Raw genomic sequence first — 22,960 nt, forward strand, 5'->3', positions numbered from 1 at the left:
CTCAGGACTCCTGGGTGACGGAGACGAGCACGTCGTCCCCTTCGATCTTGACGGGGTAAACGGGGACGGGGCGCGTCGCGGGAAGGCTGTTCGGCTTGCCGGTGCGCAGGTCGAAACTCGAACCGTGCAGCCAGCACTCGATCGAGCAGTCCTCGACCTCGCCTTCCGAGAGGGAGACGTTCGCGTGCGAGCAGATGTCGTTGATCGCGAACACCTCGCCCTCGGTGCGGACCAGCGAGACCGGGACGCCGTCGAGCTCCACCCGCTTGGGGGTGTCCTCCTCCAGCTCACTGAGCGCCGCTGCGCGTACGTACGTCATGCCGCGGACGCTTCCAGCTCGGCCTCGACCTTGCTCATCAGCCGCTCTTCGACGTCCGGCAGACCGATCTGCTGGACCAGCTCGGCGAAGAAGCCGCGGACGACCAGACGGCGGGCCTCGTCGGCCGGGATGCCGCGGGCCATCAGGTAGAACAGCTGCTCGTCGTCGAAGCGGCCGGTCGCCGAGGCGTGGCCGGCGCCGACGATCTCGCCGGTCTCGATCTCCAGGTTGGGCACCGAGTCGACCCGCGCGCCGTCTGTGAGGACGAGGTTGCGGTTGAGCTCGTAGGTGTCCGTACCGGTGGCCGACGCCTGGATGAGGACATCGCCGATCCAGACCGCGTGGGCGTCCTGCCCCTGGAGCGCGCCCTTGTAGACGACGTGGGAGCGGCAGTTGGACGCCTCGTGGTCGACGAAGAGGCGGTGCTCCTGGTGCTGGCCCTGCTCGGTGAAGTACAGACCGTAGAGCTCGGCCTCACCGCCGGGGCCCGCGTAGGTGATGCGCGGGTGCAGCCGGACGAGGTCACCGCCGAAGGTGACCACGACGGACTTGAAGGTGGCGTCCCGGCCGACGAGGGCGTTGTGCTGCCCGACGTGGACGGCGTCGTCGTCCCAGTCCTGGACGGAGACGACGGTCAGCTTGGCGCCGTCGCCGAGGAGGTAGTCGACGTTGGCGCCGAGCACCGCGTCGCCGGTGTGGTCGATGACGACGACCGCCTCGGCGAACGCGCCGAGCTCGACGACCTGGTGGCCGAAGGTCGTACCGCCCTCACCGTGCACGGTGATCCGGATGGGCTCGGAGAGCACGGTCTCCTTGGGGACCGAGACCACCGAGGCCTTCTCGAAGGAGCTGTACGCCTGGGCGGCGACCCGGTCCACGGGCTTGCCGGCCTTGCCGACCCGCGGGTCGGTGCGGTCGACCAGCTCGTGGGTGACGCCCTCGGGAGCGGTGATGTCGATCTTCAGGTCGGGACCTGCGGCCACGGCACTGCCGTCGTGCAGGCCCTTCAGGCGCGCGAGGGGCGTGAAGCGCCACTCCTCCTCGCGGCCGTGCGGCACCGGGAAGTCCGCCACGTCGTAGGACGGCGGGGCGCTCATCCTCGTGGCGACGGTGGACTCCGCCGCCACCGCAAGGGAGCCGGTGGTGGTGGAGCCCGCCGGGATGTTCTGAGCCTCAGCCATGGCTGTCGTAGTGCTCGCTTTCTGCAATCAGGGAGTCGGTCGCTGCTGGGGGTGCGGCGTCAGCCGACCGCGCCTTCCATCTGCAGCTCGATCAGCCGGTTGAGCTCCAGGGCGTACTCCATCGGCAGCTCACGGGCGATCGGCTCGACGAAGCCGCGCACGATCATCGCCATGGCCTCGTCCTCCGACAGGCCGCGCGCCATCAGGTAGAAGAGCTGGTCCTCGCTGACCTTGGAGACGGTCGCCTCGTGGCCCATGGAGACGTCGTCCTCGCGGACGTCGACGTAGGGGTAGGTGTCCGAGCGGGAGATGGTGTCCACCAGCAGGGCGTCACACAGCACGTTGGACTTGGAGCCCGCGGCACCCTCGCCGATCTCGACCAGACCGCGGTAGGAGGTGCGGCCGCCGCCTCGCGCCACCGACTTGGAGACGATGTTGGAGGAGGTGTTCGGCGCCATGTGGACCATCTTGGAGCCGGCGTCCTGGTGCTGGCCCTCGCCCGCGAAGGCGATGGACAGGGTCTCGCCCTTGGCGTGCTCGCCCATGAGGTAGACCGCCGGGTACTTCATCGTCACCTTGGAGCCGAGGTTGCCGTCGACCCACTCCATGGTCGCGCCCTCGTAGGCGACGGCACGCTTGGTGACCAGGTTGTAGACGTTGTTCGACCAGTTCTGAATGGTCGTGTAGCGGCAGCGGCCGCCCTTCTTGACGATGATCTCGACGACCGCGGAGTGCAGCGAGTCGGACTTGTAGATCGGCGCCGTGCAGCCCTCGACGTAGTGGACGTAGGCGTCCTCGTCGACGATGATCAGCGTCCGCTCGAACTGGCCCATGTTCTCGGTGTTGATCCGGAAGTAGGCCTGCAGCGGGATGTCGACGTGGACACCCTTCGGCACGTAGATGAACGAGCCGCCGGACCACACCGCGGTGTTCAGCGACGCGAACTTGTTGTCGCCGACCGGGATGACCGTGCCGAAGTACTCCTGGAAGATCTCCGGGTGCTCCTTGAGCGCGGTGTCGGTGTCCAGGAAGAGCACACCCTGCGCCTCCAGGTCCTCACGGATCTGGTGGTAGACGACCTCGGACTCGTACTGCGCGGCGACACCGGCGACCAGGCGCTGCTTCTCCGCCTCGGGGATGCCGAGCTTGTCGTAGGTGTTCTTGATGTCCTCGGGCAGGTCCTCCCAGGAGGCGGCCTGCTGCTCGGTGGAGCGGACGAAGTACTTGATGTTGTCGAAGTCGATGCCCGACAGGTCCGAGCCCCAGTTGGGCATGGGCTTCTTGTCGAACAGCTTCAGGCCCTTGAGGCGGAGCTTGAGCATCCACTCCGGCTCGCTCTTCTTCGCCGAGATGTCGCGGACGACGGCCTCGGAGAGCCCGCGCTTGGCGGAAGCGCCGGCCACGTCGGAGTCGGCCCAGCCGTATTCGTACTTGCCCAGGCCCTCGAGCTCAGGGTGAGCAGTCTCCGTGGGGAGCGTCATGCGGGGTTCCTCCCGGCCGTGCTTGCAGATGCTGTGGTGGTCTTGGTGGTGCGTGGCGTGCGGTGAGCGGCCTTGCCGGCGCCGGCCTTCGGGACGAAGGTCGTGCACACCCCGTCGCCATGGGCGATGGTGGCCAGCCGCTGTACATGGGTCCCCAGCAAACGGGAGAAGACCTCGGTCTCCGCCTCGCACAGCTGCGGGTACTGCTCGGCGACATGGGCGACCGGGCAGTGGTGCTGGCAGAGCTGTTCACCGAGCTGGGGATTGGGCGCGCTGCGCGCCGTAGCAGCGTACCCGTCCGCGGTCAATGCCTTCGCCAGGGCCTCGGTACGGGCCTGCGGCTCGGCGGCCTCGACCTCCTTGCGGTAGCCCTCCGCCTGGGCGGCGAGCCGGGCGCGGGCGAAGGCCGCAACGGCCGCCTCGCCCTTTTCGCCGCCGCCCGCACTCTGCGCGATCCAGCGCAGCGCGTCGGTGGCGAGCTGGTCGTAGGCCTGGTCGAAGGCGTCCCGTCCGCAGTCGGTGAGGGCGAAGGCCCTGGCCGGGCGGCCGCGGCCACGAGTGCCGTAGACCCGCTTCTCGCGGGGCTCGACGACGCCCTCCGCGGCCAGCGCGTCCAGATGGCGGCGGACGGCCGCCTGGGTCAGCTCCAGCCGGAGGGCCAGCTCGGCCGCGGTGGACGGACCGTGGTCGAGGATGGAGCGGGCGACCTTGTTGCGGGTGCCCTGCTGTTCGTCGTGCGGCGCCGCGGGGTGCCCGGCGCCGGCCGCGCGACGCCCGGCCTGCTCGGACTGCTCGGGCGCGGAGGCGGCCGGCCCGGCGGTCTGCTCGGCCGCGGGCCCTTCCTTCTCCTCGCTCGCGTATTTCACAACGCCATTGTTGCGTAATTCGTCAAAGCGATACAAGCCTCGTCCCGATCACGGGCGGGTGGCCTCTATCACTTAGGTTCACCTAATTCAAGCATCCGCCGGAACCCTCGAATGCCCCTCCGACCTGCAACGGGACGAGCCCTGCCGACAGCCGCGGACAAGGGCGCACCAGGGCGCGCGGGCCGGCGGAAATTGTGCGGCCGCGCACCGCCGTCTTGCGTACCCCGGCCCCTTCCGCACCCACGCCCCCGTTGAAGAGCGCCCTGCCACTCTCCGTAGACTGCCCGGCATGCCCAGCACCTCTCCGGGGGGCGCCCCCCGGCCCCCTGGCCGAGAGCCTGCCGTCGAGGTCGTCGGACTGGTCAAGCGCTACGGCACCAAGACCGCCGTGGACGGACTCGACCTGACCGTCGGGCGCGGCGAGGTGACCGCCGTGCTCGGCCCCAACGGCGCCGGCAAGACCACCACCATCGAGACCTGCGAGGGCTACCGCCGCCCGGACGCCGGCCACGTCCGGGTACTGGGCCTGGACCCGGTCGCGGACGCCGCGGCGCTGCGGCCGCGCGTCGGTGTGATGCTGCAGTCCGGCGGCGTCTATGCGGGTGCCCGGGCCGAGGAGATGCTGCGGCACACCGCCACCCTGCACGCCGACCCCCTCGACGTGGGCATGCTGATCGACCGGCTCGGCCTGGGCAGCTGCGGCCGGACGCCCTACCGACGGCTGTCCGGCGGCCAGCAGCAGCGCCTGGCGCTGGCGATGGCCGTGGTCGGCCGCCCCGAGCTGGTCTTCCTCGACGAGCCCACGGCCGGACTCGACCCGCAGGCCCGGCACGCCACCTGGGACCTCGTACGCGAGCTGCGCGCCGACGGCGTCAGCACCGTGCTGACCACCCACTTCATGGACGAGGCCGAGCAGCTCGCCGACGAGGTCGCGATCATCGACGGCGGCCGGGTGATCGCCCACGGCAGCCCGGACGCGCTGTGCCGCGGCGGCGCGGAGAACAGCCTGCGCTTCACCGGCCGCCCCGGCCTCGACCTCGCCTCGCTCCTCAAGGCGCTGCCCGCGGACAGCGCCGCCACCGAGCCGGCCTCCGGCATCTACCGGGTGCACGGCAAGGTCAACCCGCAACTGCTGGCCACCGTCGCCTCCTGGTGCGCCCAGAACGGCGTGATGCCCGACGCGATAGCCGTCGAACGCCACACCCTGGAGGACGTCTTTCTGGAGCTCACCGGCAAGGAGCTGCGCGCATGACCGCCACCGGAGCCGGTGTCGCTTCCGGCACGTTCACCCCGCGGCCCGGCGCGGCGCCGCTGTCCCGGATGATCCGGGCGCAGGCGGCGCTGGAGACCCGGATGCTGCTGCGCAACGGCGAGCAGCTGCTGCTGACCGTCGTCATCCCGACGCTGCTGCTGGTGCTGTTCTCCGCCGTCGACATCGTCGACACGGGGTCCGGGAAGCCGGTGGACTTCCTCGCGCCGGGCGTCCTCGCACTGGCCGTGATGTCCACGGCGTTCACGGGCCAGGCCATCGCCACCGGCTTCGAGCGCCGCTACGGAGTCCTCAAGCGGCTCGCCGTCTCCCCGCTCCCCCGCTGGGCGCTGATGACCGCCAAGACCTGCGCGGTGCTGGTCACCGAGGTCCTGCAGACCGTGCTGCTGACGGTGATCGCGCTCGCGCTGGGCTGGTCCCCGCAGGGCAGCCCGGTGCCGGTGCTGCTGCTTCTCGTCCTCGGTACGGCCGCCTTCTCGGGCCTGGGTCTCCTCATGGCGGGGACGCTGAAGGCAGAGGCGACGCTGGCCGCCGCCAACCTGGTCTTCCTGCTGCTGCTCGTCGGCGGCGGGGTGATCGTGCCGCTGGACAGGTTCCCGGCGGCGGCGCAGTCCGTCCTGCAGTTCCTGCCGGTCTCCGCGCTGTCGGACGGCCTGCGGGCCGTGCTGCAGCACGGCACCGGGATGCCGTGGACCGACCTGGGCATCCTCGCCGTCTGGGCGGTGCTCGGGCTGGGCGCGGCGGCGAAGTTCTTCCGCTGGGAGTAGCCGCCGGCGGGCCGCTGCCCGGCCGCGGAGGTGGCTCCGGGCGGGTCGGGGACCCCTCGTGAAAACTTGCACAAGGACCGTCCTACGATGTCTCCCGTGCCGAACACGCTGAATCCCCTTGAGCTGATCGCCCGCCGCTGGCAGCCGTCCGCCGCCTTCGTGCGGCGGGCCGCGCTGGCCACCGTCGTGATGGCCGTGATCATCGTCGTCACGGGCGGCGCGGTCCGGCTCAGCCAGTCCGGACTGGGCTGCTCGACCTGGCCCAAGTGCACGCCGGACAGCCTGACGCCGACCGCCGCGATGGGCATCAACGGGCTCATCGAGTTCGGCAACCGCATGCTGACCGACGTGCTGTGCGTGGTCATCGGGGTGTTCATCATCGCCGCCCGCGCCCGGAGCCCCCGGCGCCGCTCGCTCACCCGCCTCGGCTGGGCGCAGTTCTGGCTCGTCATGTCCAACGCCGTCATCGGCGGCATCACGGTCCTCACCGGCCTGAACCCGTACATCGTCAGCGCACACTTCCTGGCGGCCACGGGGCTGCTCACGGTCGCCGTCCTGACCTGGAAGCGGGCGGGCGAGGGCGACGAGGAGCCGCACGCCCTGGTCGCGCGGCCGGTGCGGCAGCTGGCCTGGCTGCTGGTGGCGGCGGCCGGCGCGCTCACCGTCATCGGCACCGTCGTCACCGGCGCGGGGCCGCACGCGGGCGACGCCCGCAAGGTCCACCGGATCGCGGTGGACTGGCAGGAGATCACCCAGCTGCATGTCGACTTCGTCTACATCGTCATCGGCCTGACCGTCGCCCTGTGGTTCACGCTGCGCGCCGTCGCGGCACCGGCCGCGCCGCGCCGCAGGGTCCTGGAGCTGCTCGGCTGCCTCGCCGCGCAGGGCGTCGTCGGCTATGTCCAGTACTTCACGGGCCTGCCCGAATTCGTCATCGGGGTGCACATGCTGGGCTCGGCCCTGGTGTGGATCTGTGTGCTGCGGGTTGCCATGTCGCTGCGCGACCGCGGTGCGCTCCCGGAGGGCGAGCCCGGCGTGCCCGCCCCCGCGGGCGAGCACGAGGCGACCGGTTCTCAGATGGCCGGCGCGTCCAGCCGGTAGACCCGGCGTGCGGTCCCCGACCCCACCATCTCCGTGATCCGCCGCCCGTCCTCGGCGCCGCACAGCCCCTCGTCGGTCCACTCCCGTACGAGCCGGCCCATGGCGCGGACGAAGAACCGGGCGCCGGTGACGTACAGCTCGGGCAGCCCGCGGGCGCCGGAGGAGAACAGCAGCTTGCCGAACGGCGCCTGACCCAGCGTCTCCTCGGGGCGGGGCCCGGCGTCCGCATACACATGGGCGTGCAGCGCGGCGAGCTGCGCGGCCCGCCGGTGGTGCGGCGCGGCCGGCAGCAGGACGAGAGCCGAGCCGATGCCGGCCGTGGCCCGCAGGAACGCCGCCAGCGGCTGCGGATCGGTGCAGTGCAGCTGCACCGGCAGACCGGTCGCCACCGCGCTCCACAGCAGATGCCGGACGAGTGCGGGCTCGCCGAGCCGCTGCCCGGGGCGGCGGCCGCGCAGCCAGCGGTCCGCGGCGCGCCGTACCTCACCGGCCTCCGGGGCGTGTGCGTCGCAGTGGGTGGCGCCGGAGGCGAAGGCGGTGGCGTGCTGGGCGGCGGCGTAGAGGGCCTCGGCGGTGTAGCCGATGAAGGAGTCGACGCTGCCGGAGGTGTCGGCGACCTGCTCGGCGAGCGGTTCGAGCCGGACGACCTCGTGGGCCGGGGCCTCGGCGGCGGTGGCGAGTTCGGTGGCCGAGGTCAGCTCGCTGGGGGTGCCGGCCTCCAGCAGGAACGTGCCGATGCCGCAGCCGCGCAGCAGTATCCGTCCGGCGCGGTAGGCCCCGACCTCGCGCCTGCGGGCGAGGTAGCGGGCGGGCGGGCAGTGCGGTTCCAGGCCGAGCAGCGGGGGGCACCAGCGGCGTATCGCCAGGCCGGTGACGCTGTCGAAGTAGCTGGTGCCGGCGGGTGCCGGGCCCTGGGCGCCGACCGCGGCGGCGAGGTGGCTCTCGAAGGAGCCGAGGCCGAGCTCGCCGTGCACCGCGCCGTGGCTGTACTGATCGATGAGCGGTGGAGATCCGTCCATCCGCCCCTCCTCGCCGTGAGCCCGCCGGGCGTGGCCGGAGCGCCGCGCCCGGTGAACCTAACGGCCGAGGTGGTGGTGAGGTAGCGGGCTCCGCTTCCGGCGTGCGCTCCGGCGCACGGCGCCCGGGCACCGGCCGTCAGCCGTTGGCCGGGCCGCCCACCTGGATGCCCGCCATCCGGGACCACTCGTAGCGGCCGGTACGGACCCGGGCGGCGAGGTCGCCGTCGAAGTCCTCCTGGAGCGTGAGGCCGGCCTGCTCGGCGGCCGCCTTGGCGGATTCGGCGGTGTCCGCGACGAGATTGCCCCACTCGCCGTTGGCCCCGACGAGGGCGATCCGGATGCGGCCGCGGCCGATGTGCGCGAGCTGGCCTTCGGCGCTGCCGCCATGGGTGGCGGCGAAGGCGCGGATCTCCTTGGCGAGCCTGGCCGTGCGCCGGCCGGCCCGCTTTCCGGCCGCTGCGCCGGCCACCGTCTCCACCTGCTCGTCCGCCTGCTGGGTGTCTGCCATGAACAGCATGCTACCCGCGAGTACTGGTCTTTGTGGGGGTGATCCCCCACACCCCTCAGCGAAGGAAGGGATCCACGGCGACGGCGACGAACAGCAGCGACACATAGGTGATGGACCAGTGGAACAGCCGCATCTCCTTGAGCTTGGCGCCCGTGATCCCGGCCTTGGCGCGGGACTGCAGACCGTGCGCCTCCTTGAGCCAGAGGGCGCCGCAGACGAGCGCGACCGCGGTGTAGAACCAGCCGGTGTAGCCCAGCGGCTGGAGCAGCAGGGAGACGGCCACCATCACCCAGCTGTAGGCGACGATCTGGCGCGCGACGACCTTGTTGCCCGCGACGGCCGGCAGCATCGGCACACCGACCCGCTCGTAGTCGTCCTTGACCTTCATCGACAGCGGCCAGTAGTGCGGCGGCGTCCAGAAGAAGATGACCAGGAAGAGGACGAACGAGGCCCAGGAGACCGAGTTCGTCACCGACGACCAGCCGATGAAGACCGGCATGCAGCCCGCGATACCGCCCCAGACGATGTTCTGGCTGGTGCGCCGCTTGAGGATCATCGTGTAAACGACGACGTAGAAAAGCAGCGCACCGAGCGACAGCATCGCCGACAGCGGGTTGACGAGGAACCAGAACCAGGCGGTGGAGCCGACCGCGAGGGCGGTCGCGAACACCAGGCACTCGCGCGGCGAGACCATGCCGGTGACCAGCGGCCGCTGGGACGTGCGGTCCATCAGCGCGTCGATGTCACGGTCGAGGTACATGTTGAAGGCCGCGGCGCCGCCGGCGGAGAGGTAGCCGCCGACGCAGGTCTCCAGGACGAGCCACAGATCGGGCACGCCCTTGGCCGCCAGGAACATCACCGGCACCGTGGTCATCAGCAGCAGCTCGATGACCCGTGGCTTGGTCAGCGCCACGAATGCCTTGACCCGGGCCCCGAACGGCCGGTCACCGGGACTTCTGGGGAGCTGAGAACGCTTGCCCTCAGCCTTGTGGGCGTGGGCGGTGCCCCCACCCGCAGGACGGGATTCGACGGCCGTCACGCACACCCCTGGAAGTAACATCAGCGGCCTCTGCCGCGGAAGAGATAAGGCCTGCAAGCTCCTTCGGCGGTATCGACCCGTACGGAAGGGCTTGCGCGTACCACGCCACTTTAGACGTTGGCCATTCGGCGATCTTCGCGGGGGTGGGGTCGTGTTGGGCGCCGGGGCGCGGGAGCTCCCGGGCACGTTTCCGCGCCCGTTCACCCGGCGTTCGGGAGGCGAACCGGACCGGTGCCCGGCAGTCTGGTCGTATGGCCGTCCGGGCCGGGAAGGCACGTGGTCCCGATGTGGTTGCCCGGAGCGACTGCCGGCACGCCCCGCGCCCACCGACTGAGCGCCGGAAACTTCGACTGAGCGTCGAAAAGACGCACGCACTTGCGGGGGTAGGCTCGACACCGCCTGGCGGGCACACCGTCCGCGGCATTCGACATGTGGAGAGGAGCCCTGACTCAGGGTGAGCACCAAGCCGACCACCACAGATCTCGAGTGGACCGAACTGGACCAGCGTGCGGTGGATACCGTCCGTGTCCTGGCCATGGATTCCGTGCAGAAGGTCGGTAACGGCCATCCCGGTACGGCCATGAGCCTGGCGCCGGCCGCCTATCTTCTCTTCCAGAAGCTGATGCAGCACGACCCGGCGGACGCGAACTGGACCGGCCGCGACCGGTTCGTCCTCTCCGCGGGCCACTCCAGCCTGACCCTCTACATCCAGCTCTACCTCGCCGGCTACGGCCTGGAGCTGGACGACCTGAAGGCGTTCCGCACCTGGGGCTCGAAGACCCCCGGCCACCCCGAGTACGGCCACACCACCGGCGTGGAGACCACGACCGGTCCGCTGGGCCAGGGGGTCGCCAACGCGGTCGGCATGGCGATGGCGTCGCGCTACGAGCGCGGCCTGTTCGACCCGGACGCGGCGGAGGGCACCTCGCCCTTCGACCACACCATCTACTGCATCGCCGGCGACGGCTGCCTCCAGGAGGGCATCTCCGCCGAGGCCTCCTCCCTGGCGGGCCACCAGAAGCTCGGCAACCTCATCCTGCTGTGGGACGACAACCACATCTCCATCGAGGGTGACACCGAGACCGCGGTCTCCGAGGACACCGTCAAGCGCTACGAGGCCTACGGCTGGCACGTCCAGCGGGTCGCGCAGCTGCCCAACGGCGACCTGGACCCGGTCGGTCTGGCCAGGGCCCTGGAGGCCGCCAAGGCCGAGACCGGGCGCCCGTCGTTCATCGCGATGCGCTCGATCATCGCCTGGCCGGCCCCGCACGCCCAGAACACCGAGGCCGCGCACGGCTCGGCGCTGGGCGAGGAAGAGGTCGCGGCCACCAAGCGCGTCCTGGGCTTCGACCCCGAGAAGTCCTTCGACATCGGCGACGAGGTGCTCAAGCACACCCGCGGCGCCCTCGACCGCGGCCGGGACGCCAAGAAGGAGTGGGAGAAGTCCTTCGCCGCCTGGCGCACCGCCAACCCGGAGCGCGCCGCGGAGTTCGACCGGATCGCCGCGGGCGAGCTGCCCGAGGGCTGGGAGGACCACCTCCCGGCGTTCGAGACCGGCAAGTCCGTGGCCACCCGCGCCGCGTCCGGCAAGGTGCTGCACGCCCTCGGCGCGGTGATCCCGGAGCTGTGGGGCGGCTCGGCCGACCTGGCCGGCTCGAACAACACCACGATCGACAAGACCTCCTCGTTCCTCCCGGCGGACAACCCGCTGCCGGAGGCCGACCCCTACGGCCGCACGATCCACTTCGGCATCCGTGAGCACTCCATGGCCGCGGAGATGAACGGCATCACGCTGCACGGCAACACCCGTGTCTACGGCGGCACGTTCCTGGTGTTCTCCGACTACATGCGCAACGCCGTCCGGCTCTCCGCGCTGATGCACCTTCCGGTGACGTACGTGTGGACGCACGACTCCATCGGTCTGGGCGAGGACGGCCCGACCCACCAGCCGGTCGAGCACCTGGCCTCGCTGCGCGCCATCCCGGGCCTGAACATCGTCCGCCCGGCCGACGCCAACGAGACCGCCATCGCCTGGCGCGAGATCCTCAAGCGCTGGACGAAGGAGTACGGCGTGGGGGCCCCGCACGGCCTCGCGCTGACCCGTCAGGGTGTGCCGACGTACCCGGCCAACGAGGATGCCGCCAAGGGCGGTTACGTGTTGTTCGAGGCCGAAGGGGCCGACGGGGACGCCGCACCGCAGGTCGTGCTGATCGGCACGGGCTCCGAGGTGCAGCTCGCCGTCGCCGCGCGCGAGCAGCTGCAGGCCGAGGGCATCCCCACCCGTGTGGTGTCGATGCCGTCGGTCGAGTGGTTCGACCAGCAGGACCAGACGTACCGCGACCGTGTGCTTCCCCCGTCCGTGAAGGCCCGTGTCGCCGTCGAAGCCGGCATCGGTCTGACCTGGCACCGTTTTGTCGGTGACGCCGGGCGCATCGTCTCCCTGGAGCACTTCGGTGCCTCGGCCGACGGCAAGGTCCTCTTCCGCGAGTTCGGCTTCACCGCCGACGCGGTCGCCGCCGCCGCCCGGGAATCGCTGGAAGCCGCCGCGCGCTGACGCCCGTACACAACAAGTAGGAGATGCAGAACCCATGACAGACGCACTCAAGCGCCTCTCCGACGAAGGCGTCGCGATCTGGCTGGACGACCTGTCGCGCAAGCGCATCACGTCCGGCAACCTCGCAGAGCTGATCGACCAGCAGCATGTCGTCGGTGTCACGACGAACCCGTCGATCTTCCAGAAGGCGATCTCCGCGGGCGACGGCTACCAGCAGCAGGTCGCCGACCTCGCCGCCCGCAAGGTCACCGTCGAGGAAGCCATCCGCATGATCACGACGGCGGACGTCCGCGACGCCGCCGACATCCTGCGCCCGGTCTTCGACGCCACCGGCGGCCAGGACGGCCGGGTCTCCATCGAGGTCGACCCCCGCCTGGCGCACAAGACCGTGCCGACCATCGCCGAGGCCAAGCAGCTGGCCTGGCTGGTGGACCGTCCGAACACGCTGATCAAGATCCCGGCCACCAAGGCGGGCCTCCCGGCGATCACCGAGGTCATCGGCCTGGGCATCAGCGTCAACGTCACGCTGATCTTCTCGCTGGAGCGTTACCGCGAGGTCATGGACGCCTACCTCGCGGGCCTGGAGAAGGCCAAGGCCGCGGGCCTGGACCTGTCCCTGATCCGTTCGGTGGCGTCGTTCTTCGTCTCCCGTGTGGACACCGAGATCGACAAGCGCCTGGAGAAGCAGGGCTCGGACGAGGCCAAGGCCCTCAAGGGCAAGGCCGCGCTGGCCAACGCCCGGCTGGCCTACCAGGCCTACGAGGAGATCTTCTCCTCGGAGCGCTGGGCCGCTCTCGACAAGGCCGGCGCCCACAAGCAGCGTCCGCTGTGGGCCTCGACCGGCGTCAAGGACCCGGACTTCAAGGACACGCTGTACGTGGACGAGCTGGTCGCCCCGGGCACGGTCAACACCATGCCGGAGGCCACCCTGGAGGCCACCGCCGCCCGCGGTGAGATCACCGGTGACACCGTCCGCGGCCGGTACGACGCGGCCAAGGCCGACCTCGACGCGATCGCGGAGCTCGGGATCTCGTACGACGATGTCGTGCAGGTCCTGGAGGACGAGGGCGTGGAGAAGTTCGAGGCCTCCTGGATTGACCTGCTCAAGTCGACCGAGGCGGAGCTCAAGCGCCTCGCTCCCTCGGAGGGCTGATCTCCTTTGTCCGATGCACGCGGAGCCAACCCGCTTCGTGACCCCGCAGACCGACGGCTCCCGCGTATCGCGGGGCCGTCGGGCCTGGTCATCTTCGGTGTCACGGGCGATTTGTCCCGTAAAAAGCTGATGCCTGCCGTCTACGACCTGGCCAACCGCGGTCTGCTCCCGCCGGGTTTCTCGCTCATCGGGTTCGCCCGTCGCGAGTGGGAGCACGAGGACTTCGCGCAGGAGGTGTACGAGGCGGTCAAGCAGCACTCCCGTACGCCGTTCCGCGAGGAGGTCTGGCAGCAGCTGGTCCAGGGCTGCCGCTTCGTCCAGGGCACCTTCGACGACGACGACGCCTTCGACACGCTCAAGCAGACGATAAACGAGCTCGACAAGGCCCAGGGCACCGGCGGCAACTTCGCCTTCTACCTCTCGGTGCCGCCGAAGTTCTTCCCCAAGGTCGTCCAGCAGCTGAAGAAGCACGGGCTGGCCGACCAGAAGGAGGGCTCCTGGCGCCGCGCCGTCATCGAGAAGCCCTTCGGTCACAACCTGGAGAGCGCCCAGGAGCTCAACCGGATCGTCCACGACGTCTTCCCGACGAACGAGGTCTTCCGGATCGACCACTACCTGGGCAAGGAGACGGTCCAGAACATCCTGGCGCTGCGGTTCGCCAACACGATGTTCGAGCCGCTGTGGAACCGCAGCTATGTCGACCACGTCCAGATCACCATGGCCGAGGACATCGGCATCGGCGGCCGGGCCGGCTACTACGACGGCATCGGCGCCGCCCGGGACGTCATCCAGAACCACCTCCTCCAGCTGCTCGCGCTGACCGCCATGGAGGAGCCGTCCTCCTTCGAAGCGGACGCGCTGGTCGCCGAGAAGACCAAGGTGCTGGGCGCGGTCAAGATCCCCAAGGATCTCGGCAAGGAGACCGTCCGGGGGCAGTACGCGGCGGGCTGGCAGGGCGGCGAGAAGGCCGTCGGCTACCTGGAGGAAGACGGCATCGACCCCAAGTCGAAGACCGACACCTACGCCGCGATCAAGCTGCAGATCGACAACCGCCGCTGGGCGGGCGTCCCCTTCTATCTGCGCACCGGCAAGCGCCTGGGCCGCCGGGTCACCGAGATCGCGGTGGTCTTCCAGCGCGCCCCGCACTCCCCCTTCGACCACACCGCCACCGAGGAGCTGGGGCAGAACGCCCTGGTCATCCGGGTGCAGCCGGACGAGGGCGTGACCGTGCGGTTCGGTTCGAAGGTGCCCGGCACCTCGATGGAGGTGCGGGACGTCTCGATGGACTTTGCCTACGGCGAGTCCTTCACGGAGTCCAGCCCCGAGGCGTACGAGCGCCTGATCCTGGACGTTCTGCTGGGTGACGCCAACCTCTTCCCGCGGCTGGAGGAGGTCGAACAGTCCTGGCGGATCCTCGACCCGATCGAGGTGTACTGGGAGAAGCACGGCAAGCCCGCGCAGTATCCGGCGGGCACCTGGGGTCCCACCGAGGCGGACGAAATGCTCGCACGAGACGGACGGAGCTGGCGCCGGCCATGAAGATCGATCTGACGGAAACCACGTCCAGCAAGATCAACAAGGCGCTGGTCCAGGGCCGTCGCGCCGTCGGCACGCCCGCCATCGGCATGGTGCTCACCCTCGTCATCGTCACCGACGAGGAGAACGCCTACGACGCCCTCAAGGAGGCCACCGAGGCGTCGCGTGAGCACCCCTCCCGCACCCTCGTCGTCATCAAGCGGGTCAGCCGGTCGCCGCGCGACCGCGCCAAGGCCCGCCTGGACGCCGAGGTGCGGGTCGGCACGGACGCCGGCACCGGCGAGACGGTCATACTCCGGCTCTACGGCGAGGTCATCGACCACGCCCAGTCCGTGGTGCTGCCGCTGCTGCTGCCGGATGCCCCGGTCGTGGTCTGGTGGGCGGTCAACGCCCCGCTGGACCCCGCCAAGGATCCGCTCGGTGCGCTGGCCCAGCGCCGGGTCACCGACGCCTACGCCGCCGAGCAGCCCGTCCGGGAGCTGTCCGCCCGCGCGGAGAGCTACACGCCGGGCGACACCGATCTGTCCTGGACGCGGATCACGCCGTGGCGCTCGATGCTGGCGGCGGCGCTCGACCAGGCCCCGTGCACGGTCAGCTCGGCCGAGGTCGAGGGCGAGGAGTTCAACCCCAGCTGCGAGTTGCTCGCCATGTGGCTGGCCGACCGGCTGAAGGTTCCGGTCACCCGCAAGGTGTCCGGCGGCCCCGGCCTGACCGCCGTACGGATGGAGTCCAGCATCGGCTCGATCGTGCTGGACCGCCCGGACGGCTCGCTGGCCACGCTCTGCACGCCCCACCAGCCGGACCGCGCGGTGGCGCTCAAGCGGCGGGACACCGCGGAGCTGCTCGCCGAGGAGCTGCGCCGGCTCGACCCGGACGACATCTACGCCGCCGCGCTCAAGTACGGCGTGGACCGGCTCGGTGAGGGCAAGGACTCCGCACCGGCGGCCGGGGAGCCGGCGGCGGCCGGGAGCGCCACGGCCAAGCCCGCGGCGAAGAAGGCGCCCGCCAAGAAGGCGGCCGCCAAGTGAGTGCTCCGCAGGTTGTCGTCCACCGCGACAAGGAGCTGATGGCCAAGGCGGCGGCGGCCCGGCTGATCACCAAGATCGTGGATGCCCAGGCCGCCCGCGGCTCCGCATCCGTGGTGCTGACCGGCGGGCGCAACGGCAACGGGCTGCTCGCGGCCGTCGCCGAGGCGCCCGCGCGGGACGCGGTGGACTGGACCCGGCTCGATCTGTGGTGGGGCGACGAGCGGTTCGCTCCGGACGGCGATCCTGAGCGCAACTACACCCAGGCCCGGGAGGTGCTGCTGGACAGCGTCCCGCTGAATCCGGCCCGGGTGCATCCGATGCCCCCGTCGGACGGCCGGTACGGCAAGGACGCCGACGCCGCCGCCGAGGCGTACGCGGACGAACTCGCCGCCGCCGCGGGGCCCGAGGACCACGGCCCGGTGCCGTCCTTCGACGTGCTGCTGCTGGGCGTCGGCCCGGACACCCATGTCGCCTCGCTCTTCCCGGAGCTGCCGGCCGTCTACGAGCAGGAGCGGACGGTGGTCGGCGTGCACGGTGCGCCGAAGCCGCCGCCGACCCGTACCTCGCTGACCCTGCCCGCGATCCGCGCGGCGCGGGAGGTCTGGCTGCTGGCGGCCGGCGCGGACAAGGCCAACGCCGCGGCCATCGCCCTGTCCGGCGCCGGCGAGGTCCAGGCTCCGGCGGCCGGTGCCCGCGGCCGCAGCCGGACGCTGTGGCTGCTGGACGAGGCGGCGGCGGCACAGCTGCCGCGCGGGCTCTATCCGCCGGCCTCGGCCTGAGCGGTCCGTCCCGAACGGTCCGGCCCGGCAGCAGAAGGCCCCGCACCCCTCCCAGGGAGTGCGGGGCCTTCGGCGTCACGGCAGCGCGCCGGCGGGACCCTTCCGGATCAACGCCCGCGCAGTGCACGGTACTTGGCGACCAGACCGGCCGTCGAGGCGTCCAGCCCCGGCACCTCCGCGCCGTCGGTCAGCGCCGGCTCGACCCGCTTGGCCAGGACCTTGCCCAGCTCCACGCCCCACTGGTCGAAGGAGTCGATGTTCCAGACCGCGCCCTGGACGAACACCTTGTGCTCATAGAGCGCGATCAACTGGCCCAGCACGGACGGGCTGAGCTCCTTGGCCAGGATGGTGGTGGTGGGGCGGTTGCCCGGGAAGGTCTTGTGCGGGACCAGTTCCTCGGCCACGCCCTCGGCCCGCACCTCGTCCGGCGTCTTGCCGAAGGCCAGCGCCTGGCCCTGGGCGAAGAGGTTGGCCATCAGCAGGTCGTGCTGGGGCACCAGGCCGGGCTGCAGATCGGCGACCGGCTCGGCGAAGCCCAGGAGGTCGGCCGGGATCAGCTTGGTGCCCTGATGGAGCAGCTGGTAGTAGGCGTGCTGACCGTTGGTGCCCGGCGTGCCCCAGACGACGGGGCCGGTCTGCCAGGTGACCCGGTGTCCCTCACGGTCCACCGACTTGCCGTTGGACTCCATGTCCAACTGCTGGAGATACGCGGTGAACTTGGAGAGGTAGTGGCTGTAGGGCAGCACGGCGTGGGACTGGGCGTCCCAGAAGTTGCCGTACCAGATGCCCAGCAGGCCCAGCAGCAGCGGGGCGTTCTCGTGGAGCGGGGCGGAGCAGAAGTGCTCGTCGACGAGGTGGAAGCCGGCCAGCATCTCGCGGAACCGCTCGTGGCCGATCGCGACCATCAGCGACAGGCCGATGGCGGAGTCGAAGGAGTAACGGCCGCCGACCCAGTCCCAGAACTCGAACATGTTGTCCGGGTTGATGCCGAACTCCGTCACCTTCTCGGCGTTGGTCGACAGCGCCACGAAGTGCTGGGCGACGGCCGCTCCCCCTTCGGCGCCCAGCCCGCTCAGCAGCCAGTCGCGGGCCGACGTGGCATTGGTGATGGTCTCGATGGTGGTGAAGGTCTTCGAGGCGATGATGAACAGCGTCTCGGCCGGGTCCAGATCGCGGACCGCCTCGTGCAGATCGGCACCGTCCACATTGGAGACGAAGCGGAACTGCATGTCCCGGTGGGTGTAGGCACGCAGCGCCTCGAACGCCATCGCCGGGCCCAGGTCGGAGCCGCCGATACCGATGTTGACGACGGTCTTGATGCGCTTGCCGGTGTGGCCCTTCCAGTCGCCCGAGCGGACCCGGTCGGCGAAGGTGCCCATCTTCGTCAGGACGGACTGCACCGCGGGGGTGACGTTCTCCCCGTCGCTCTTGATGACCGCCGAGCCGGGCGCGCGCAGCGCGGTGTGCAGCACGGAGCGCTGCTCGGTGATGTTGATCTTTTCGCCGCGGAACATCGCGTCCCGCAGCTCCGCCACGCCGGCCGCCGTGGCGAGTTCGCCCAGCAGCCGCAGCGTCTCGTCGGTGACCAAGTGCTTGGAGTAGTCGAGGTGCAGCTCGCCCACCTGGAGGGTGTAGCGCTCGGCGCGCCCCGGATCCCGCTCGAACAGCTCGCGCAGATGCACCTTCCCCAGCTGCTCGCGGTGCTTGCCCAGCGCGGTCCACTCGGGCAACTGGTCGAGCCTGCTGCGGCCTTCTGCGTTCATCTCGGACATCTGCCTTCTTCGTCTCGTAGCGGCCCCGCCGTCTCCCAACCTAATTGATCAGCGCGCGGTAGGAGGTATCTGTCCACCGCCGGACGAGGCGCTGTCGGCGGCCTGAAGAACAGGTATCGGCGCACCGGCACCCAGCTCGTCATCCCGCCCCGTCCGCATCGTGCGCATACGGAAAACGGTACGGGCGACCACTGACAGTCGCCCCCGAGCGGCCGCCGCATCCGCCGCCCCCACTGCGCCCGGAGTTGACCGGCCGACCCACGAGGGCGCACCTACGCGGCCGGCCCGGCCGGAGGGTGCTGTCCCCTCCGGCCGGGCCGGCCGGTGTGTGGTGCTCCGTCAGATCTCGCCGCGGAGCTTGGCGAGCGCCTCCGCGAGGATCGCCTCACCGTCGGCGTCGCTGCGGCGCTCCCGGACATAGGCGAGGTGGGTCTTGTACGGCTCGGTGCGCGGCGGGTCCGGCGGGCTTTCCCGGTCCTTGCCTGCCGGGAAACCACAGCGCGGGCAGTCCCAGGTGTCCGGAACCTGCGCATCGCCGGCGAAGCTGGGCTGCGTCTCGTGCCCATTGGAGCACCAGAAGGAGATGCGGGTGCGCGGCGCGGACTCGCCGCGCTCGGCCTCCCCCATCGGCCCCGCCCCGACCCGACTTCCTCGGATCGCGTTGCCACTTGCCACGGTCGTAACTCCCTGCGTAATGGTGCTGCACAGCCTCTCGCAGCAGCTGCGCTGCGGAACGCCCCAGTCTACGTAAGGCCCAACGCGCGTCCAGTGGCTGGAGTTACCCGTCCGAGGACGCCACCCTCATGATAGGCCGCGCCTCCGACGCCTTGTCAGTTGCCGAGCTTCATCAGGATGCCGAGCACGACGATGCAGGCGAACCACAGCAGACCGACCACGATGGTGATGCGGTCGAGGTTACGCTCGGCGACCGAGGAGCCACCGACCGAGGACTGCATGCCGCCACCGAACATGTCGGACAGGCCGCCGCCCTTTCCCTTGTGCATGAGCACCAGCATCATCAGCAGCAGGCTGAAGACGATGAGGGCGATCGAGAACCCGATGACCACGGCTGGACCAACTCTCTAGGACTGACGGACGGACGTATGGATCAATATCTGTGGAACAGATGGTGCGGGGCCGGGGTCGGCGCTGCTGCACCGGTCCCGGCCCCGACAGGGTACGACGAGGGCTCCCCCTCGTCATAGCGGCTACTGGTCGCGGAAGCGGACGATCTTCACAAATTCGTCGGCGTCCAGCGCCGCGCCACCGATCAGCGCGCCGTCGACGTCGGGCTGCGCCATGATCGCGGCGACGTTGCCGGACTTGACGGAGCCGCCGTACTGGATGCGGACCTTGTCGGCCAGCTCCTGGCTGTAGAGCTCCGCGAGGCGGCCGCGGATGGCACCGCAGACCTCCTGCGCGTCCTCGGGGGTGGCGACCTCGCCGGTGCCGATGGCCCACACCGGCTCGTAGGCGATCACGATCGTCTCGGCCTGCTCGGCCGGGATGTCCGCCAGACCGCCGTCGACCTGGGCGAGGGTGTGCGCGACCTGGTTGCCGGCCTTGCGCACGTCCAGGCCCTCGCCGACGCACAGGATCGGGGTGAGGCCGTGCTTGAACGCGGCCTTGACCTTGGCGTTGCAGATCTCTTCGTTCTCACCGTGGTACTGGCGGCGCTCGCTGTGGCCGATGGCCACGTACGCGCACTTGAGCTTGGCCAGCATCGGGCCGGAGATCTCACCGGTGTAGGCACCGAAGTCGTGCGCGGAGATGTCCTGGGCGCCGTACTTGATCTTGAGCTTGTCGCCGTCGACCAGCGTCTGCACCGACCGCAGGTCGGTGAAGGGCGGCAGGACCGCGACCTCTACGGCGTCGAAGTCCTTGTCGGCGAGGGCGAAGGCGAGCTTCTGGACGTGTGCGATGGCCTCAAGGTGGTTGAGGTTCATCTTCCAGTTGCCCGCCATCAGCGGGGTGCGGTCAGTCACGATGTTCAGTCCTCCAGAGCGGCGAGGCCGGGGAGCGTCTTACCTTCGAGGTATTCGAGGCTGGCGCCGCCGCCGGTCGAGATATGGCCGAAAGCATTCTCGTCGAAGCCCAGCAGCCGGACCGCGGCGGCACTGTCACCGCCGCCGACGACGGTGAAGGCGTCCGAGTCCAGCAGGGCCTGCGCGACGGCCTGGGTGCCGCCCGCGTAGTCCGGGTGCTCGAAGACGCCCATCGGGCCGTTCCAGAAGACCGTGCCCGCGTCGGCGAGCTTCGCGGCGTAGAGCTCACGGGTCTTCGGGCCGATGTCCAGGCCCTCCTTGTCGGCCGGGATGGCGTCCGCGGCGACGGTGTCGGGGTGAGCCGGGGCCTTGGTCTTCAGGTCCGGGAACTCGGACGCCACCAGGACGTCGACGGGGAGGACGAACTCCACGCCGCGCTTCTCGGCCCGCGCCAGGTACTCCAGGCAGGCCGGGACCTGGTCTTCCTGGAGCAGCGAGATGCCGACCTCGTGGCCCTTGGCCTTGAGGAAGGTGTAGGCCATCCCGCCGCCGACCAGGATGCGGTCGGCCTTCTCGATCAGCTGGTCGATGACGGCGAGCTTGTCGGAGACCTTGGCCCCGCCGAGCGCGACGGCGTACGGGCGCTTGACGTCCTCGGTGAGCTTCTTCAGGACGCCGACCTCGGTGGCGATCAGGTCGCCGGCGGCGTGCGGAAGGCGCTTCGGCAGGTCGTAGACGGAGGCGTGCTTGCGGTGCACGGCGCCGAAGCCGTCGCCCACGTACAGGTCGGCGAGGGCGGCGAGCCGGTCGGCGAACGCGCCGCGCTCGGCGTCGTCCTTGCTGGTCTCGCCCGCGTTGAAGCGGAGGTTCTCCAGCACGGCGACCTGGCCGTCCGCCAGGCCGGCGGTCACGGACGCGGCGGACTCGCCGACCGTGTCGGTCGCGAACGCCACGTCCTGGCCGAGGATTTCACCCAGCCGTGCGGCCGCGGGGGCCAGCGAGAAGGCCGGGTCCGGGGCGCCCTTGGGACGGCCCAGGTGGGAGGCGACGATCACCTGGGCGCCGCGCTCGACGAGCTTGGCGATCGTCGGGGCGACGGCGCGGATCCGGCCGTCGTCGGTAATGGTGGTGCCGTCCAGCGGCACGTTCAGGTCGGCGCGGACAAAGACGCGCTTGCCCGCTACCTGAAGGTCGTCGATCGTCTTCATGAGGAGTGACTCCATCACATGGGTCGGTAGGTCGCGGAACGGGGCCCGTACGACGCTTCCTCGCGTCGTACGAGCCCCGTCCTCACATCTCGCGGTGCCTCGGGTGTGAACCAGAGATCAGAGCTGGCCGCCGACGAAGGTGGTCAGGTCCACCAGGCGGTTGGAGTAGCCCCACTCGTTGTCGTACCAGCCGACGACCTTGACCTGCTTGCCCTGGGACATCGTCAGCTTCGAGTCGAAGGTGCAGGAGGCCGGGAAGTTCACGATGTCCGAGGAGACGATCGGGTCCTCGGTGTACTCGAGAATGCCCTTGAGCTGGCCCTCGGCGGCCTTCTGGAAGGCGGTGTTGATCTCGTCCTTGGTGACCTCGCGGTCCAGCTCCAGGACCAGGTCGGTGACGGAGCCGGTGGGGACCGGCACGCGCATGGCGATGCCGTCCAGCTTGCCCTTGAGCTGCGGGAGGACCAGGGCGGTGGCCTTGGCGGCACCCGTCGAGGTCGGGATGATGTTCTCCGCGGCGGCGCGGGCGCGGCGCAGGTCGCTGTGCGGGAAGTCCAGGATCCGCTGGTCGTTGGTGTACGCGTGGACCGTGGTCATCAGGCCCTTGACGATGCCGAAGTTCTCGTCGAGAACCTTGGCCATCGGCGCCACACAGTTGGTGGTGCAGGAGGCGTTGGAGATGACGTGGTGCTTGGCCGCGTCGTACTTGTCGTTGTTGACGCCCATCACGATCGTGATGTCCTCGTCCTTGGCGGGCGCGGAGATCAGGACCTTCTTGGCGCCGGCCCGGATGTGCTTCTCGGCGTCGGCCTTCTTGGTGAAGATGCCGGTCGACTCGATGACGATGTCGGCGCCCAGCTCCGCCCAGGGGAGGTTGGCCGGGTCGCGCTCGGCCATCGTCTTGAAGGTCTGGTTGCCGACCGTGATGGTGTCGTCGGTGTGGCTGACGTCCTGCTTGAGACGACCCAGGATGGTGTCGTACTTCAGCAGGTGAACCAGAGTGGCGTTGTCGGTCAGGTCGTTGACACCGACGATCTCGATGTCCGCGCCCTGCTCCAGGAGCGCGCGGAAGTAGTTGCGACCAATGCGGCCGAATCCGTTGATGCCTACGCGGATCGTCACGAACCGATCTCCTCGTTAGGTACGCCGATGAGTTACCGGCGAGCTGTATGGGCTGTCCCCGACCGCCTCCGACCCTACCCCCAAAGAGAGACGTACGTGACATTGACAAACGGGCCTTCGTACCCTCAAACGAGCAGCCACAGAAGGGCTCCTGGCCCCTCAAACGAGCGAGCCCAGAAGCGCTCCCAATCCCTCAAACGAGCGGTTTGAACGGCCCTCGTGCGCGCCCGCCCACGCCTCCCCCGACGGCACCGTTTCGGAAGTGACGCCGG

Annotated in this window: 21 protein-coding genes; 8 read left to right on the plus strand and 13 right to left on the minus strand. The window is 70.2% G+C overall.

Features of this window, described 5'->3' with window-relative positions; translation table 11 throughout:
- Nucleotide 1 precedes the first annotated feature (1 nt).
- Genes EST54_RS18230 through EST54_RS18245 form a run of 4 tightly spaced genes read right to left on the minus strand, consistent with a single transcriptional unit; the run spans nucleotide 2 to nucleotide 3,847 of the window.
- Complete coding sequence (locus tag EST54_RS18230; RefSeq protein ID WP_129248705.1) at nucleotides 2-319, minus strand: non-heme iron oxygenase ferredoxin subunit; 318 nt, start codon at nucleotides 317-319, stop codon at nucleotides 2-4.
- Nucleotides 316-1,500: a Fe-S cluster assembly protein SufD gene (gene sufD, locus EST54_RS18235; protein WP_129248706.1), complete on the minus strand. Its 1,185-nt coding sequence runs from the start codon at nucleotides 1,498-1,500 to the stop codon at nucleotides 316-318. The genes EST54_RS18230 and sufD overlap by 4 nt, the downstream gene beginning before the upstream one ends.
- A gap of 59 nt (nucleotides 1,501-1,559) precedes the next feature.
- Nucleotides 1,560-2,981, minus strand: a complete 1,422-nt coding sequence (gene sufB, locus EST54_RS18240) for a Fe-S cluster assembly protein SufB (RefSeq protein ID WP_129248707.1) — start codon at nucleotides 2,979-2,981, stop codon at nucleotides 1,560-1,562.
- On the minus strand, nucleotides 2,978-3,847 hold the full coding sequence (locus EST54_RS18245) for a helix-turn-helix transcriptional regulator (RefSeq protein ID WP_129248708.1): 870 nt from the start codon (nucleotides 3,845-3,847) through the stop codon (nucleotides 2,978-2,980). The genes sufB and EST54_RS18245 overlap by 4 nt, the downstream gene beginning before the upstream one ends.
- 289 nt (nucleotides 3,848-4,136) lie before the next feature.
- Here EST54_RS18245 and EST54_RS18250 point away from each other — a divergent pair, with 289 nt between their 5' ends.
- The 3 genes from EST54_RS18250 to EST54_RS18260 all read left to right on the plus strand — a co-directional run bounded on the left by EST54_RS18250 (nucleotide 4,137) and on the right by EST54_RS18260 (nucleotide 6,985).
- A complete protein-coding gene (locus EST54_RS18250) occupies nucleotides 4,137-5,099 on the plus strand; it encodes an ABC transporter ATP-binding protein (RefSeq protein WP_129248709.1) in 963 nt (320 codons plus the stop codon).
- The gene (locus tag EST54_RS18255) at nucleotides 5,096-5,884 is read left to right on the plus strand and encodes an ABC transporter permease (RefSeq protein ID WP_129248710.1); all 789 of its coding nucleotides are present in this window, start codon (nucleotides 5,096-5,098) and stop codon (nucleotides 5,882-5,884) included. The genes EST54_RS18250 and EST54_RS18255 overlap by 4 nt, the downstream gene beginning before the upstream one ends.
- 96 nt (nucleotides 5,885-5,980) lie before the next feature.
- Nucleotides 5,981-6,985, plus strand: a complete 1,005-nt coding sequence (locus EST54_RS18260; protein WP_129248711.1) for a COX15/CtaA family protein — start codon at nucleotides 5,981-5,983, stop codon at nucleotides 6,983-6,985.
- On the opposite strand, the gene EST54_RS18265 is transcribed toward EST54_RS18260, so the two are convergent.
- The 3 genes from EST54_RS18265 to EST54_RS18275 all read right to left on the minus strand — a co-directional run bounded on the left by EST54_RS18265 (nucleotide 6,958) and on the right by EST54_RS18275 (nucleotide 9,551).
- Nucleotides 6,958-8,004, minus strand: a complete 1,047-nt coding sequence (locus EST54_RS18265; protein WP_129248712.1) for an amidohydrolase — start codon at nucleotides 8,002-8,004, stop codon at nucleotides 6,958-6,960. The genes EST54_RS18260 and EST54_RS18265 overlap by 28 nt on opposite strands.
- Before the next feature lie 136 nt (nucleotides 8,005-8,140).
- Nucleotides 8,141-8,521, minus strand: coding sequence for a type 1 periplasmic-binding domain-containing protein (locus EST54_RS18270; RefSeq protein ID WP_129248713.1), 381 nt, complete (start codon nucleotides 8,519-8,521; stop codon nucleotides 8,141-8,143).
- Between the two features lie 46 nt (nucleotides 8,522-8,567).
- On the minus strand, nucleotides 8,568-9,551 hold the full coding sequence (locus tag EST54_RS18275; protein WP_372448092.1) for a heme o synthase: 984 nt from the start codon (nucleotides 9,549-9,551) through the stop codon (nucleotides 8,568-8,570).
- Between the two features lie 454 nt (nucleotides 9,552-10,005).
- On the opposite strand from EST54_RS18275, the gene tkt reads away from it, so the two are divergent.
- Genes tkt through pgl form a run of 5 tightly spaced genes read left to right on the plus strand, consistent with a single transcriptional unit; the run spans nucleotide 10,006 to nucleotide 16,601 of the window.
- Complete coding sequence (gene tkt / locus EST54_RS18280) at nucleotides 10,006-12,105, plus strand: transketolase (RefSeq protein WP_129248714.1); 2,100 nt, start codon at nucleotides 10,006-10,008, stop codon at nucleotides 12,103-12,105.
- Between the two features lie 34 nt (nucleotides 12,106-12,139).
- Complete coding sequence (gene tal, locus EST54_RS18285; protein ID WP_129248715.1) at nucleotides 12,140-13,258, plus strand: transaldolase; 1,119 nt, start codon at nucleotides 12,140-12,142, stop codon at nucleotides 13,256-13,258.
- A 6-nt stretch (nucleotides 13,259-13,264) separates the two neighbouring features.
- Nucleotides 13,265-14,797 (plus strand): glucose-6-phosphate dehydrogenase, encoded by a 1,533-nt coding sequence (gene zwf, locus EST54_RS18290; protein WP_129248716.1) that lies wholly within the window; start codon nucleotides 13,265-13,267, stop codon nucleotides 14,795-14,797.
- Nucleotides 14,794-15,822: a glucose-6-phosphate dehydrogenase assembly protein OpcA gene (gene opcA, locus EST54_RS18295; protein ID WP_129248717.1), complete on the plus strand. Its 1,029-nt coding sequence runs from the start codon at nucleotides 14,794-14,796 to the stop codon at nucleotides 15,820-15,822. The genes zwf and opcA overlap by 4 nt, the downstream gene beginning before the upstream one ends.
- Complete coding sequence (pgl, locus tag EST54_RS18300) at nucleotides 15,819-16,601, plus strand: 6-phosphogluconolactonase (RefSeq protein WP_129248718.1); 783 nt, start codon at nucleotides 15,819-15,821, stop codon at nucleotides 16,599-16,601. Before opcA ends, pgl begins: the two co-directional genes overlap by 4 nt.
- 107 nt (nucleotides 16,602-16,708) lie before the next feature.
- Here the strand turns inward: pgl and pgi are convergent, their stop codons facing one another.
- The 6 genes from pgi to gap all read right to left on the minus strand — a co-directional run bounded on the left by pgi (nucleotide 16,709) and on the right by gap (nucleotide 22,688).
- Entirely contained in the window at nucleotides 16,709-18,364 is a 1,656-nt protein-coding gene (pgi, locus tag EST54_RS18305) for a glucose-6-phosphate isomerase (RefSeq protein ID WP_129248733.1), read from the minus strand.
- A gap of 348 nt (nucleotides 18,365-18,712) precedes the next feature.
- The gene (locus tag EST54_RS18310) at nucleotides 18,713-19,048 is read right to left on the minus strand and encodes an RNA polymerase-binding protein RbpA (RefSeq protein WP_078518748.1); all 336 of its coding nucleotides are present in this window, start codon (nucleotides 19,046-19,048) and stop codon (nucleotides 18,713-18,715) included.
- A 155-nt stretch (nucleotides 19,049-19,203) separates the two neighbouring features.
- A complete protein-coding gene (gene secG, locus EST54_RS18315) occupies nucleotides 19,204-19,440 on the minus strand; it encodes a preprotein translocase subunit SecG (RefSeq protein ID WP_129248719.1) in 237 nt (78 codons plus the stop codon).
- A gap of 141 nt (nucleotides 19,441-19,581) precedes the next feature.
- A complete protein-coding gene (gene tpiA / locus EST54_RS18320) occupies nucleotides 19,582-20,358 on the minus strand; it encodes a triose-phosphate isomerase (protein WP_129248720.1) in 777 nt (258 codons plus the stop codon).
- 5 nt (nucleotides 20,359-20,363) lie between these two features.
- Nucleotides 20,364-21,566: a phosphoglycerate kinase gene (locus tag EST54_RS18325; RefSeq protein ID WP_129248721.1), complete on the minus strand. Its 1,203-nt coding sequence runs from the start codon at nucleotides 21,564-21,566 to the stop codon at nucleotides 20,364-20,366.
- Nucleotides 21,567-21,683: 117 nt separating this feature from the next.
- The gene (gene gap, locus EST54_RS18330) at nucleotides 21,684-22,688 is read right to left on the minus strand and encodes a type I glyceraldehyde-3-phosphate dehydrogenase (RefSeq protein WP_129248722.1); all 1,005 of its coding nucleotides are present in this window, start codon (nucleotides 22,686-22,688) and stop codon (nucleotides 21,684-21,686) included.
- Nucleotides 22,689-22,960: the final 272 nt, after the last annotated feature.

The sequence above is a fragment of the Streptomyces sioyaensis genome (assembly GCF_004122735.1).
GTDB lineage: Bacteria > Actinomycetota > Actinomycetes > Streptomycetales > Streptomycetaceae > Streptomyces > Streptomyces sioyaensis.